This window comes from Flagellimonas beolgyonensis, assembly GCF_003992615.1.
Taxonomy (GTDB): Bacteria; Bacteroidota; Bacteroidia; order Flavobacteriales; family Flavobacteriaceae; genus Flagellimonas; species Flagellimonas beolgyonensis.
In genome coordinates this window covers 462,074-475,852 of the sequence record NZ_RZMY01000018.1, presented here as the reverse complement: position 1 = coordinate 475,852, position 13,779 = coordinate 462,074, and the positions used below count along the sequence as shown (strand labels likewise).

Here is a 13,779-nt window from a genome sequence, read left to right as displayed (position 1 = left end):
GGTTAAGTCTTGTTAAGAAGAATATGTCAGATTTGGGCTCGTAATATTCTTTTATAGTAATTATCTATTCTTATATAATTCTCTTTATATTCATTACACCCGGTCGATAAAAAAATGACCGTTTATCTATAAAATCTATTATTTCAACGTAAAACTATGAAAAAAAGTACCTTATTTCCTTATTTTTTCGTTGTACTGCTTAGTACATCTTGTGCTCAGAGGTCCGATTCGGGCATAAATCTTCCCAAAACTCTTGATTTTACTGAGGAATTGGTCATTGGTGGCATCCAAAACCCTTGGGGCATGGCATTTCTACCAGATGGAGGTATTTTGGTGACCGAAAAGTCTGGAAAACTATACCTATACCAATCAGATAAGACTATTGAAATCAATAATTTACCCGAAGTCTACAACAGGGGCCAAGGTGGTTTGATGGACATTGAACTCCATCCCAATTATACCAAAAACGGGTGGATCTATTTTTCGTATGCTTCCAGTGAAGGTGACGGCAAAGGGGGCAATACAGCCATCATGCGCGCCAAAATATCCGATAATAAACTGGTAAACAAAGAATTACTCTACAAAGCCACTCCCAATACTACTCGGGGACAACATTTTGGCTCCCGATTGGAATTTGACCGCGAGGGATACCTCTATTTTTCCATTGGTGAACGGGGCGACAGGGACGTGAATCCACAGGATATCACCCGGGATGGGGGCAAAATCTATCGCCTACACGATGATGGTCGAATACCCACCGACAATCCTTTTGTTGGCAAGAATGGTGCGAAAACAGCCATCTTTAGCTATGGTCATCGCAATCCACAGGGATTGGCTCTTCACCCCGAAACAGGCCAACTTTGGGAGCACGAGCATGGACCTCGCGGTGGTGACGAGATCAACATCATCCAGAAAGGTAAAAACTATGGTTGGCCCATCATTACTTACGGCATCAATTACAGTGGCACCAAGATTACAGATGAAACTTCCAGACCTGGTATGGAACAGCCGCTCTACCAATGGACCCCTTCCATTGCACCTTCGGGCATGTGTTTTGTGACTTCGGACAAATATCCAAAATGGAAAGGTAATTTGTTGGTAGGCTCATTGGTCTTTCAATATTTGGAACGCCTGGAAATTAAAAATAACAACGTCGTCTATCGTGAAAAGTTATTGGATGAGATAGGTCGGGTACGCAATGTACAACAGGCACCCGATGGATATATTTATGTGGGTGTTGAGGGAAAAGGCGTTTACCGATTGGTCCCGAAGTAAATTGGTCCTATTTTAGAGCATCGATGGCCAGCTTTACAGAGCCATATTGTTTTAAGGCTTTTTCAGCGGCTTCATAATCCAAACCAAGTTCCTCCATAAGGTAACGGGTACCGCGATCCACCAATTTCGTGTTGCTCAATTGCATGTTCACCATTTTGTTGCCCTTCACACGGCCAATACGTATCATCACCCCTGTTGAAATCATATTGAGCACCATTTTCTGGCTTGTGCCACTTTTCATCCGGGTACTTCCGGTTAAAAACTCCGGCCCAACGTTTACCTCAATGGGAATATCCGATTGCAGTGCCAAAGGCGACCCAGGATTGTTGGTAATGCCAACTGTCAGAATCCCATGTGCCTTCGCATCTTCAATACCCCCCAACACATAAGGCGTGGTGCCCGAAGCTGCAATACCTACCAACACATCGTTATCATTAATGTCGTATTCTTTAAGATCTTTCCAGGCTTGCTGGGTATCATCCTCGGCAAATTCAACCGCTTTTCGAATGGCCCTATCGCCACCGGCAATCAATCCGATGACCCGATCATGCGGCATGCCAAAGGTGGGCGGTATTTCAGAAGCATCCAATATCCCCAACCGGCCACTGGTTCCGGCCCCTATATAAAAAAGCCGTCCACCGTTCTCGAACCGCTTGGCTGTTTCGTCCACCACTTGGGCAATTTTGGGGAGTACCAACGCAACGGCATCTGCCACCTTTTTATCTTCGTTATTGATGTTGGAAACAATTTCCAAGGTTTCCATTTGTTCCAAGTGATCGTACAAGGACGGTGCTTCGGTAATTTTGTTATGCTTGTTTGTCACTGCCTACACTAATTGTATGTTCCTATTTCGAAATGCATCGAGTTTCACATCCCACGGATCCAATTCCGTGATCAAGACGTCCAACTCCTCCACATCACAAATTTTATAGCGCTGTAAAGATCCGATTTTTTCAGAAATACATGGAGAAACCACTTGCCTTGCACTTTGTATCATGGCTTTTTTCATTTGCACAATTTCCCAATCAAACTCGGTCAAACCTTCATTGGGGTGAATGGAATTGGTTCCCAAAAAGCAAATGTCGACCTTTATATCGGAAAGCGTGTTGATGGCACTGCCACCTACCGTTATCTGCGAATCCTTTGAAACATGCCCACCAATAAAGATGATATCCACATTGCTTTTTCCCAACAATTGGGTGGCAATGGGCAAACTTGGCGTAAAACAGGTCAGTTTCATCTTGGGCGGAAGTTTTCTGGCCAATTCCAGATTGGTGGTGCCCCCACTCAATAGAATCACCTGTCCATCCTTGATCAATTGTAACGCCTTGTCCGCAATCTGGGACTTCTTTTCGAGGGAATAAATGTTTTTTCCGGTAGGATTAAAATTGTTGAATCCCAACGAAACGGCACCACCATGTACCTTTTTCAATTGTTTGGCGTCGTGAAGTTCCTTGATATCACGTCGTACCGTATCGACTGAAACCTTGAGCTGATCCGCAATATCGGACAATAGAATCTTATTGTGGATGCCCACCTCGTTCAGGATATATTGATGTCTTTCTTCTTTTAACATATGCAGGCGACAAAATTAACCAATTGCATTCATCACTTCACAAAACAGCAAAAAATTGCAATTATTATGCAATAATATGCTGTTTTAACAAATTATTCTAATTTTATTGCATTAAAATGCAGTTAATGCTGTTTTTTGCCTACATTTGCAATTCACTCTTCAGTTTTTTGCTGACTATTTATTGAAAAGTTATGTATCAACCCTATTCGGAAGAATTACGATTCGAAAAAATCCACACCCTAATCCATGAAGATTCAAACTCAGCCTCATTGTCCGTTGCCAATGAGATTGCGAGTTTGATCAAACAAAAACAAGAACAGGGCAAAAAAGCAGTTCTTGGTTTGGCCACTGGCTCCACTCCCACCAAAGTGTACGAGTATTTGGTGCAATTTCACAAGGAAGGACGATTGAGCTTCAAGAATGTAATCACCTTTAACTTGGACGAGTATTTTCCCATGCAACCAGACTCCATCCATAGTTATGTACGTTTTATGAACGAACACCTGTTCGACCATATCGATATTGACCCAGAAAATGTGCACATTCCCGATGGAAGCCTGCCCATGGATCAAGTACGTAAGTTCTGTGAGGATTATGAGGAGAAAATCAAGAACGTCGGGGGAATCGATATTCAGATATTGGGAATCGGACGTACAGGTCACATCGGTTTCAACGAACCTGGATCTACACTGAACAGTAAAACCCGTTTGATCCGTTTGGACCGTGTTACCCGATTGGATGCAGCCAGTGACTTTTTTGGGGAAGAAAATGTTCCCAAAAGAGCCATAACCATGGGGGTCGGCACCATTATGAGTGCACGAAAGATCATCTTGATGGCATGGGGCGAAGGTAAATCAAGCATTATCCATCAAGCCGTTGAAGGTAAAATCATGGAATCCGTACCCGCCACCTTCCTACAGCACCATGAAAACTGTGATTTTGTGTTGGACGGCGCTGCAGCATCATCCTTGACACGGGTGAAAACACCTTGGTTGGTAACGGAATGCGACTGGAACGACAAATTGATCAAGTCTGCTACCATCTGGTTGTCCGAAAAATTGGGCAAAGCCATCCTAAAGCTTACCAACGAGGACTATAACGAATACGGGATGGGAAATTTGATCGCCGAGATTGGATCTGCGGAGCAAATCAACCTAAAAGTGTTCAACCAACTACAACGAACCATAACCGGATGGCCCGGTGGCAAGCCCAATGCCGATGATAGCCAACGACCTGAAAGAGCAGAGCCCTACCCAAAAACATCCTTGATCTTCAGTCCACACCCAGATGATGATGTAATCTCCATGGGTGGAACCTTGCTCCGATTGGTAGACCAAGGACATAACGTTCATGTGGCCTATCAAACTTCAGGAAACATTGCCGTTTTTGATGATGAAGTAATCCGATTCCTGGACTTTGCCACGGACATTCAACAAGAGAACAAAGAGCTCAAGAAAAAGTTCAAAGAGGTGCGCAAATTCCTGGCCAATAAAAAGCCAGGCGATGTGGACAGTCCCGAAATTCAAGAGTTCAAAGGGCTGATTCGAAAAGGAGAAGCCTTGGCAGCCTGCAGGTACTGTGGCGTCAATGAAGATAATGCCCACTTTTTGAACCTTCCCTTTTATGAAACCGGAGCGGTTCGGAAAAAACCACTTTCCGAGGAGGATATTCAAATCACCTACGACCTCCTCAATAAATTGAAACCCCATCAAATCTTTGCAGCGGGTGACCTTTCTGACCCACACGGTACCCACCGCGTGTGTTTGGAATCTATTTTTAAAGCCTTGCAACGCTTGGTGGATGATCGGGCCGAATGGATTCGAAACTGCTACGTATGGTTATACCGAGGTGCTTGGCAAGAATGGGACATTGCGGATATGGAAATGGCCATTCCGATTGGACCCAAGGATATGGCCCGTAAGAAAAACGCCATCTTCAAGCACCAATCCCAAAAGGATAGCGCCATGTTCCCTGGAAACGATGAAAGGGAGTTCTGGCAACGCGCCGAACAACGAAACAAGGAAACGGCATTCCGTTACAACGCACTTGGAATGGCCGAATATGAAGCAATGGAAGGTTTTGTTCGCTATCATTTTATCTAATCAAAAACAAATTTTGAACTAATTGTTGTTTTGATCAATCTATAAAAAGGTCTACATTTAATGCACAAGTAGACCTTTTTTATTGGATTTTGAAAAGGCGTTGCTGAAAACCCAACCCTTGAAATACCAGATTTTATGACCGAACCCTTGGAATTGACCCACAAAACACCAAAAGACAAAAACGCCTGGCTCTGGATCCCCTTTCTCTATTTCACCCAAGGCATTCCGTATATTCTCGTGGTAACGGTTTCGGTGATCATGTACAAGCGCCTCGGAATCGGTAATGCCGAAATTGGCCTGTACACCAGTTGGCTGTATCTTCCCTGGGTCTTAAAACCACTTTGGAGCCCTTTGGTGGATATCAATGGCACCAAACGTAAATGGTTCTTGTCCATGCAATTGGTCGTGGCCCTTGCGTTTTTGGGAATTGGCCTCTTTCTGCCCTCCAATGCTTTTTTCACCATTACCTTGGCTTTCTTTTGGATGGCCGCTTTCGCATCCGCTACCAATGACATTGCCTCGGATGGGTATTATATGATTGGTCTTACCCAAAAAAAACAATCCTTTTTTATTGGGCTGCGGAGTACCTTTTATCGTTTAGCCATGATAACGGGTCAGGGATTGTTGGTGATTTTTGCCGGCTATTTGGAAAATACATATGGAGATAACACCAAAGCCTGGTCCATGACCATGATCAGTGCTGCTGTACTGATGATCATACTTACTTTGGCCAACTTTTTTGCGGCACCCAAGTTTGAAGAAGCAATACCACAGAAAGGTGAAAAACCGGTAAGTTTTTGGGAAGTGTTCGCCTCCTTTTTTCGCAAAAAGCAAATCGGATTGGCCCTTATGTTCGTCCTGACCTACCGATTGGGAGAATCCCAGTTGGTGAAAATGGCCTCCCCCTTTTTATTGGACAAATTGGAAGTTGGCGGACTGGGGTATTCCACTGAAGCGGTAGGTACCATTTATGGAACCGTCGGGGTCATCATGCTTTCGCTTGGAGGTATTGTCGGGGGCATCGTAATCTCTCGAGATGGCCTTAAAAAATGGATGCTGCCGATGCTTTTGGCATTAAATCTTCCGAATGCCCTGTATGCGGTTTTGGCCGTAACACAAGCCACTAGCATTTATGCAGTGGTCGGAACCGTGGTGTTGGAACAGTTCGGGTACGGCTTTGGCTTTGCTGCTTTTATGATGTATTTGATCTATGTGGCAGAAGGGGCATCAAAAACTTCACATTACGCCATTGCAACAGGTTTTATGGCGCTGGGGATGATGCTCCCCGGCATGTTGAGTGGTTATATTCAAGAATGGTTGGGCTATGATGGCTTTTTCATTTGGGTGGTCATCGCCGCCTTACCTGCCTTTCTCGTGCTTCGTTATTTGAATTATCCGGCCGATTATGGCAAAAAAACGATGGAAACCGATGGCCAATAAACCGCATACCCTTCCCGAACCAGATTTGACCCTGGAAGAAAAAGTGGGACAATTGTTCATGCCCGCTGTTTTCATCAACGATTCTGAGGAAGAAGTCCAAAAAATGGAACAACTGATTTCAGCCGGCAAAGTGGGTTCCATTTGCTTCTTTCATAGTCGGGCCAGTGCCGCCACCAATTTTGAGGGGAAGAAAAAAATCGTTTACAATGAACAAAGTCTCGAGCGGCTCAAAGGACTAATCGAACGGTATCAAAAAGTGGCAAAAATACCCTTATTGGTGGCCATAGATGCCGAATGGGGCCTCGCTATGCGCATTGAGAACACGCCACAATATCCTTATGCGATCACCTTGGGCGCCTTACAAGACAACTTGGCGCTTATCCAAGAGGTCGGAAGGGCCATCGGGCTCGATTGCAGGGAAGCGGGCATTCATTGGAACTTGGCACCGGTGGTGGACATCAACAACAATCCCGAAAACCCGGTAATCGGTTATCGGTCGTTTGGAGATGACAAATCGATGGTGCTTCAAAAAGCAAAGGCCTTTGTGGATGGCATGGCCAGTAGCGGAACCTTGAATTCCATCAAACATTTTCCCGGACATGGCGATACGGCCACCGATTCCCATTTAGGGCTTCCCGTTATCGATAAATCATTGGATGACTTGTTGGTAAATGAATTGTTCCCGTTTCAAAAACTGATCAAACATGGTGTGGATTCCGTTATGGTTGGACACCTATCGCTCCCACAATTGGATGCCCATAACCCCTCCACAACTTCCCCTATCATCATCCAAGAACTGTTGAGAAAACAGTTGGGTTTTAACGGTGTTGTTATTTCCGATGCCCTAAACATGCATGCCGTATCCAAAGCCTACTCCGAAAAAGGAAAATTGGAATGTGAAGCTTTTTTGGCCGGTTTGGATGTACTCTGCTTTAGCGAACATGTGGAAGAAGGCATACAGCAAATTCTGAAAACAGCAGCCCCAGAGCGCATCGAAGCTAGTTTTCAACGCATTTGGAAGCTAAAGGAACGCGCCTTTGCCCCAACTCCTGACTTAAAAACGCTTACACCTCAGCAACAAAGTGAGTTGAACGGTTCCGTTGCTGAAAACACCTTAACAGAACTCTACGGAAATCCCGATGGCATTTTGGTATGCAAGCAGGAGGATGCCCTCCATATAACCGTCAACAATACCAAGCCCAACTTATTTGCCCAACAATTGGAAAACCAACTAGGCCTCTCCTCCGTGGAGTTGGAGTTGAAAAAAAAGGAACTACCCCGGAACAAGAAAGTGGTTTTGAGCATTTTTCCACCTGCGGTCAAACCTAAAGATCACTTCGGATTTGATCCAAAACTTTTGGAGGCCATTCAACAAATCATTGCCAACAATAATGTGTTGCTCTACTTGTTTGGCAACCCGTATGTTTTGGACCTCCTTGCGCTAAAACCATCCTCCAATGTGGTGGTGGTCTATCAAGACTTCCCCGAATTTCAGGAAGCGGCGTTTAAACATTTTGACAATCAAATTTCGGCGAAAGGAAAATTACCCATTGCTCTAAAAACATTTACCGTATGAGGACTTATAAAGTTTTAGGGTTGATGTCCGGCACTTCCCTTGACGGATTGGACATGGCCTATTGCCATATTTGGGAAGATAACGATCATTGGCACTTTTCCATAAAACACACCAAGGATGTTTCGTACACTGATGAGATGAGGGACTATCTTAAAAATGCCATCTATCTCTCCGAGGAAGATCATGCACAACTCCATAAGGACTATGGGGTTTGGCTGGGGGAACAAGCTAAAGTATTTATTGAAGAATTGGGTGAAGAGGTGGATTTCATTGCCAGTCATGGCCATACCTCTCACCATCGCCCTAAAGAGGGCATCACTTTTCAGCTGGGTGATGGCCAAGTCCTGGCCAACACCAGTGGCAAACAGGTGGTCTGTGATTTTAGAACAAAGGATGTGTCCCTAAAGGGACAAGGTGCCCCCTTGGTTCCCATTGGAGATCGGTTATTTTTCCACGATTACGAATTTTGCCTCAATTTGGGCGGTATAAGCAACATCTCATTTGAAAAGGAAGGAGAACGTATTGCTTTCGATATCGGATTGGCAAATATGCCCCTAAACTTCATCACCCACAAAATGGGCCTGTCCTATGATGACGATGGCCAATTGGCCCGATCGGGCAATTTGGACCAAGGCTTGCTCAATCAACTAAATAGGTTGAAATACTACGCCCTTCCTTATCCGAAATCAACAGGCTATGAGTGGTTTACTGCCAAAATTATTCCACTGATAGAAGCCTCGAAAGCTACGAATGTGGACCTTTTGAATACCTTCATTCACCATAATTGCGAACAGATAGCAGCCGTGGCCCATACCTATGCCACAAAACCCCAATCAAGGATATTGGCCACCGGTGGCGGAGCCTTGAACGGTTATTTTATGGAAACCCTGCAAGATAAATTGGGAACTGACATTACGGTCGTGGTGCCCGATACAACCTTGGTTGCCTACAAAGAAGCCTTGGTATTTGCCCTGATGGGAGTCTTGCGCCTAAAAGGCAAAATCAATGTATTATCATCGGTTACGGGAGCCATTGAAGATTCCTGTAGTGGTGAAGTATTTTTCCCAGAAGGAAATTGATCACGCCGTAGCCATTTTCTTTTTGGGTCGATGCACCAAAAGAAAAATAGCCAACGCACACATACCGCAAATGGCCAAACCTGCAAACAGGGGCCATACGCTGTTTTTCACGAACTCACCAATGAAGGTAGCTATGGGAATGGACAACACAGTTGATATAAAACCATTGATGGCTGCACCAATTCCCGCGATATGCCCAATGGGCTCCATTGCAATGGAACGGAAATTACCCCACATGAATCCCAAACAAAAAAATTGGATCGATAAAAAGCCGACCAAAATATAAATACTGGGATTGGGCGAATTCAAGAACAAAAGCGTGTAGGTCAAAGCCACCAAACAGAATACAATAGTGGCCATCAAAGACAATTTTCGCATGCCAAATCGCATCACCAGGGTACCATTCAAAAAAGTGGACAACCCGATGGAAATGGCCAACCCAGCAAAAATGTAGGGAAAGACTTCCTTTAAAGCATATTGATCTTCAAAAATATGCTGAGCGGAACTCAAATACACCAAAAACGCACCAGTCACCAACCCAGAAATCAAGGTAAAAGCGATGGTTTCCCTATACTTCATAAACTCCTTGAGGCCATCCACAAAAACATGCCTTGTAAAGGGTATTTTATATTCAGGATGAAGTGTTTCTTCCTGTCTTTTCCAAAACCATAGGGCCACCACAAACACAAAGACCATTTGCACATAAAAGATGGCTTGCCAGCCGGCGGCGTCCAAAATCAATTTGCCAATGGCAGGAGCCACAACAGGCACCAAAATAAAAAATGCAGTCACAAACGACATGACCTTGGCCATATAATCACCATGGTATGTATCGCGTATTATGGAAATGGAAATGGTCCGTGGCGCGGAAAGTCCAATACCCTGTAATATCCGTCCAACCACCATAATTTCCAAGGATGGTGCAAACAAACAGATGATACTGGCCACCAAAAAGATGGAAAAACCCAAATACACAACTGGTTTTCGCCCAAAACTGTCCGAAATGGGACCAAAAAAGAGTTGTCCCACACCCAGTCCCAAGAAAATCATCGTTACCAACAATTGGTTATCCGTGGAATCATAGCTATGGATGGCCTCCCCAATGTTGGAAATGGCGGGCAAAATGGCATCAATGGCCAATGCCACAATGGACATCAAAGCGGCCATCAGGGCCACAAATTCAAAATTGGGTTTCTGGGCTGTTTTTTGCATGGTGCAAAAATAGGCATACCCCTTGGACCATTAAAGCTTTTATGAAAGCTTTAATGTTATGGAAACACTTCCAACGTTATAGTTTGTGATTGTGTCCGGTTTTACTTGTTCTGCAAGCAACAAATCCTGTTTTTGACCTATTCAAAATTTTGATTAGCCGTATCTTTAAGGGATAAATAAGCATAACCATGGGCACATTAAAAACGTTGGTTGTAGGCTGTGGCAATATGGGAACTTCCCATGCCCGCGCCTACCACAAATTGGATGGATTTAATCTCGTTGGATTGGTCAGTAGAGGTGCCAAAAGTCGGGAACGGTTATCCAAAGAGCTGGATGGAGTCCCAACGTTTTCAGACTATGCACAAGCCTTGAATGCCACCCAACCTGATGTGGTTTCCATCAATACTTATCCGGACACCCATTTTTCCTATGTGAAAATGGCCTTGGATGCCAATGCCCATGTTTTTGTGGAGAAGCCTTTGGCATTGACGGTTGAAGAGGCGCAAACCTTAGTGGATCTAGCCCACAAAATGGGCCGTAAAATGGTTGTCGGCTATATTTTACGAGTACACCCAACTTGGGCCAAGTTCACTGAAATTGCCCAAACCTTGGGCAAACCCTTGGTCATGCGCATGAATCTGAACCAACAGAGTTCCGGTGAGCATTGGTACACCCACAAACAGTTGATGCAGTCCATGTCACCCATTGTGGACTGTGGTGTGCATTACGTGGATGTGATGTGCTCCATGACACGCTCCAAACCCATCAGTGTTTCGGCCATTGGCGCTCGATTGTCGGATGAAGTGGCTGTCGACATGTACAATTATGGGCAACTTCAGGTTCGCTTTGAAGATGGTTCCGTGGGATGGTATGAAGCCGGTTGGGGGCCCATGATGAGCGAAACCGCATTTTTCATCAAGGATGTGATCGGACCCAAGGGCTGTGTTTCCATCAGTGATCAAGACAAGGGAGCTTCAGATGATATTGAAGGCCATTCCAAAACGGGCAGTTTAAAACTGCATCATAGCCATTTGGATGCAAATGGCCATTTCACCCAAAAAGATGAAATCATAAGCACGGCTGATGAACCCGACCACGATGGCCTGTGTTTGTTGGAACAGGAATATTTTTACGATGCCATTGTGAATGATAGGGATCTCACCCATCATTTAAATGATGCCGTGAACAGCCTAAAAATTGTGCTGGCCGCAGACAAATCAGTCAAGACTGGGAAAACAGTTCTTCTTTAGAAATTACTGTCAGGTAGAGCGATTTCGAAACCTGTTCTAAAAACTTTGTTATGTTTGATGTCAGGTCGAGCGCAGTCGAGACACTACCAAATCATGAAACAGTATTATGTTTACATACTTGTATGTGCTGATGGACTAACCTATACTGGCATTACGGATAATTTGGCCAGAAGGTTCTCGGAACACCAAAACGGTTTGAACAAAACCGCATTCACGTACAAAAGAAGACCTGTCCAACTGATTTTTCAGCAAGAATTCAACGATGTTTTACAAGCCATCTATTTCGAAAAGAAGATAAAAAAGTGGAGTGCCAAAAAGAAGCTTGCTCTCGCAGAAGGCAATTTAAATCTATTGCAAATTCTATCGGAATGTAGAAATGCCTCACATTATAAGTATAAACCGAAACATGAATGAGGGCTCGACTGTATAAAATGTCTCGACCGCGCTCGACATGACAAATCCTCGCTTCTGCTCAAAAACTTATATTTCTTGTTAATAAAAACAAGCCCATCATTAAAATAATGATGATTACCGCCCAAGTATTAACCAACACTTTCCAAGAAAAGATATTATAATCTTTCATTTTAAAGGAATCTTTCTTGCCCAATCGATACAATAGCAATAATATTCCCAAAATGATTAAATAAATTCCAGTAGCAATTGGGTAATCATTTAAAATTCCAACAAACAAGTCCTTTATTGATTCCCATTCAAAGAAGTTCTATTACAACGGAATATTCCCGTGCTTTCGCTTGGGCGCCTGTACCTGTTTCTTCTCGAGCATGGCAAAGGTTTTCAATAGCTTTCTACGGGTTTCCTTGGGCAAAATTACCTCATCGATAAACCCTCGTTGGGCCGCCCGGTAGGGGTTGGCAAACTTGTCAGCATATTCGTTCTCCTTTTCCTTCAATTTGGCTTCAGGATCGTCAGCCGCAGCAATTTCACGCCTAAAAATGATTTCACTGGCACCTTTTGCTCCCATTACCGCAATTTCAGCAGTTGGCCAAGCATAGTTGAAATCCGCACCAATGTGTTTGGAGTTCATCACATCATAAGCCCCTCCATAGGCTTTTCGGGTGATCACCGTTACCCGTGGCACCGTAGCCTCACTCAACGCATACAGCAATTTGGCGCCATGCATAATGATACCGCTCCACTCCTGGTCGGTCCCCGGCAAAAAGCCTGGCACATCGACCAATACCAACAACGGAATATTGAAAGCATCACAGAAACGGGTAAACCGTGCGGCTTTTCTTGAACTTTTTACTCCCAACACTCCCGCCAAAAACATAGGTTGGTTCGCAATGATACCGATACTTCGACCTCCCAATCGGGCAAAACCTGTGATGATGTTCTCGGCATAATCCTTATGGATTTCGTAGAAGGAATCCGCATCGATAATGCCCTTGATCACATCGTGCATATCGTATGGCTTGTTCGGATTGTCCGGAACAATACCGGAGAGTTGTTCCCGAATCTCATCACCCAAAATATAGGGTTTCAAAGCAGGGGGTTCGGTATTGTTCTGTGGTAAATAATCCAACAATTTTCTGATGTCGTCCAAACAAGCAGCATCGTTCGCAGCCGTTCGATGTGCAACCCCGGATTTAACGGCATGGGTACTGGCGCCTCCCAATTCCTCGGACGTTACTTCTTCATTAGTCACCGTTTTGACCACGTTCGGACCGGTAACAAACATATAGCTGGTCTCCTCCACCATGATGATGAAATCTGTCATCGCTGGCGAATACACCGCCCCGCCCGCACATGGGCCCATTATGGCAGATATTTGGGGAATAACCCCAGAAGCCTGAACATTGCGATAGAAAATATCGGCATAGCCACCCAGAGATCGCACCCCTTCTTGAATACGGGCACCCCCTGAGTCATTCAATCCGATGACCGGAGCCCCCACCTTCATGGCGAGGTCCATCACCTTGCAAATTTTTTCGGCATGGGTTTCGGACAATGCACCTCCAAAAACGGTAAAATCCTGGGCATACACATAGACCAACCTACCGTTTACGGTTCCGTAGCCCGTAACCACACCATCACCGTAATAGACTTCTTTGTCCATCCCAAAATCGGTGGTACGGTGGGTGACTAAAATTCCCATTTCCTCGAACGAGCCTTCATCCAAAAAATAAAGGATACGTTCACGGGCGGTCAATTTTTTCTTTTGATGTTGCTTCTCGATTCGCTTTTCACCACCACCAAGGTGTGCTTGGGCTATTTTATCCTGAAGTGCTTTTATCTTGGGTTCCATTGG

The 13,779-nt window shown here is 44.6% G+C and carries 11 protein-coding genes; 7 read left to right on the top strand and 4 right to left on the bottom strand.

Annotation, left to right across the window (positions count from 1 at the left end; all coding sequences use genetic code 11):
• Window positions 1-156: 156 nt before the first annotated feature.
• Complete coding sequence (locus EO131_RS16710) at window positions 157-1,275, top strand: PQQ-dependent sugar dehydrogenase (RefSeq protein WP_127024967.1); 1,119 nt, start codon at window positions 157-159, stop codon at window positions 1,273-1,275.
• Window positions 1,276-1,282: 7 nt separating this feature from the next.
• Here the strand turns inward: EO131_RS16710 and murQ are convergent, their stop codons facing one another.
• Window positions 1,283-2,098 carry an N-acetylmuramic acid 6-phosphate etherase gene (gene murQ / locus EO131_RS16705; protein ID WP_127024964.1) on the bottom strand — a complete coding sequence of 272 codons (816 nt, stop codon included), beginning with the start codon at window positions 2,096-2,098 and terminating at the stop codon, window positions 1,283-1,285.
• Between the two features lie 3 nt (window positions 2,099-2,101).
• Window positions 2,102-2,851 carry a DeoR/GlpR family DNA-binding transcription regulator gene (locus tag EO131_RS16700; protein WP_127024961.1) on the bottom strand — a complete coding sequence of 250 codons (750 nt, stop codon included), beginning with the start codon at window positions 2,849-2,851 and terminating at the stop codon, window positions 2,102-2,104.
• Window positions 2,852-3,042: 191 nt separating this feature from the next.
• On the opposite strand from EO131_RS16700, the gene nagB reads away from it, so the two are divergent.
• From nagB to EO131_RS16680, 4 genes are all read left to right on the top strand, one after another.
• Window positions 3,043-4,953, top strand: coding sequence for a glucosamine-6-phosphate deaminase (gene nagB, locus EO131_RS16695; protein WP_127024958.1), 1,911 nt, complete (start codon window positions 3,043-3,045; stop codon window positions 4,951-4,953).
• Window positions 4,954-5,088: 135 nt separating this feature from the next.
• Window positions 5,089-6,393: an MFS transporter gene (locus tag EO131_RS16690; RefSeq protein ID WP_127024955.1), complete on the top strand. Its 1,305-nt coding sequence runs from the start codon at window positions 5,089-5,091 to the stop codon at window positions 6,391-6,393.
• Window positions 6,359-7,969, top strand: coding sequence for a glycoside hydrolase family 3 protein (locus EO131_RS16685; RefSeq protein WP_241243883.1), 1,611 nt, complete (start codon window positions 6,359-6,361; stop codon window positions 7,967-7,969). The genes EO131_RS16690 and EO131_RS16685 overlap by 35 nt, the downstream gene beginning before the upstream one ends.
• Window positions 7,966-9,048: an anhydro-N-acetylmuramic acid kinase gene (locus tag EO131_RS16680; protein WP_127024952.1), complete on the top strand. Its 1,083-nt coding sequence runs from the start codon at window positions 7,966-7,968 to the stop codon at window positions 9,046-9,048. The genes EO131_RS16685 and EO131_RS16680 overlap by 4 nt, the downstream gene beginning before the upstream one ends.
• Here EO131_RS16680 and EO131_RS16675 read toward each other — a convergent pair whose 3' ends face one another.
• Window positions 9,049-10,260: a multidrug effflux MFS transporter gene (locus EO131_RS16675; RefSeq protein WP_127024949.1), complete on the bottom strand. Its 1,212-nt coding sequence runs from the start codon at window positions 10,258-10,260 to the stop codon at window positions 9,049-9,051.
• Window positions 10,261-10,448: 188 nt separating this feature from the next.
• Between EO131_RS16675 and EO131_RS16670 the strand changes: the two genes are divergently transcribed.
• Window positions 10,449-11,510 carry a Gfo/Idh/MocA family protein gene (locus tag EO131_RS16670; RefSeq protein WP_127024946.1) on the top strand — a complete coding sequence of 354 codons (1,062 nt, stop codon included), beginning with the start codon at window positions 10,449-10,451 and terminating at the stop codon, window positions 11,508-11,510.
• 93 nt (window positions 11,511-11,603) lie between these two features.
• A complete protein-coding gene (locus EO131_RS16665) occupies window positions 11,604-11,924 on the top strand; it encodes a GIY-YIG nuclease family protein (RefSeq protein ID WP_127024943.1) in 321 nt (106 codons plus the stop codon).
• A 310-nt stretch (window positions 11,925-12,234) separates the two neighbouring features.
• Here EO131_RS16665 and EO131_RS16660 read toward each other — a convergent pair whose 3' ends face one another.
• Window positions 12,235-13,776 (bottom strand): acyl-CoA carboxylase subunit beta, encoded by a 1,542-nt coding sequence (locus tag EO131_RS16660; protein ID WP_127024940.1) that lies wholly within the window; start codon window positions 13,774-13,776, stop codon window positions 12,235-12,237.
• Between the last annotated feature and the right edge of the window lie 3 nt (window positions 13,777-13,779).

Excerpts from the sequence above, each read along its gene's own strand:
- EO131_RS16710 (WP_127024967.1), top strand. The coding sequence starts at position 157 with ATGAAAAAAAGTACCTTATTTCCTTATTTTTTCGTTGTACTGCTTAGT.
- EO131_RS16700 (WP_127024961.1), bottom strand. The coding sequence starts at position 2,851 with ATGTTAAAAGAAGAAAGACATCAATATATCCTGAACGAGGTGGGCATC.
- nagB (WP_127024958.1), top strand. The coding sequence starts at position 3,043 with ATGTATCAACCCTATTCGGAAGAATTACGATTCGAAAAAATCCACACC.
- EO131_RS16690 (WP_127024955.1), top strand. The coding sequence starts at position 5,089 with ATGACCGAACCCTTGGAATTGACCCACAAAACACCAAAAGACAAAAAC.
- EO131_RS16685 (WP_241243883.1), top strand. The coding sequence starts at position 6,359 with ATGGCAAAAAAACGATGGAAACCGATGGCCAATAAACCGCATACCCTT.
- EO131_RS16680 (WP_127024952.1), top strand. The coding sequence starts at position 7,966 with ATGAGGACTTATAAAGTTTTAGGGTTGATGTCCGGCACTTCCCTTGAC.
- EO131_RS16675 (WP_127024949.1), bottom strand. The coding sequence starts at position 10,260 with ATGCAAAAAACAGCCCAGAAACCCAATTTTGAATTTGTGGCCCTGATG.
- EO131_RS16670 (WP_127024946.1), top strand. The coding sequence starts at position 10,449 with ATGGGCACATTAAAAACGTTGGTTGTAGGCTGTGGCAATATGGGAACT.
- EO131_RS16665 (WP_127024943.1), top strand. The coding sequence starts at position 11,604 with ATGAAACAGTATTATGTTTACATACTTGTATGTGCTGATGGACTAACC.
- EO131_RS16660 (WP_127024940.1), bottom strand. The coding sequence starts at position 13,776 with ATGGAACCCAAGATAAAAGCACTTCAGGATAAAATAGCCCAAGCACAC.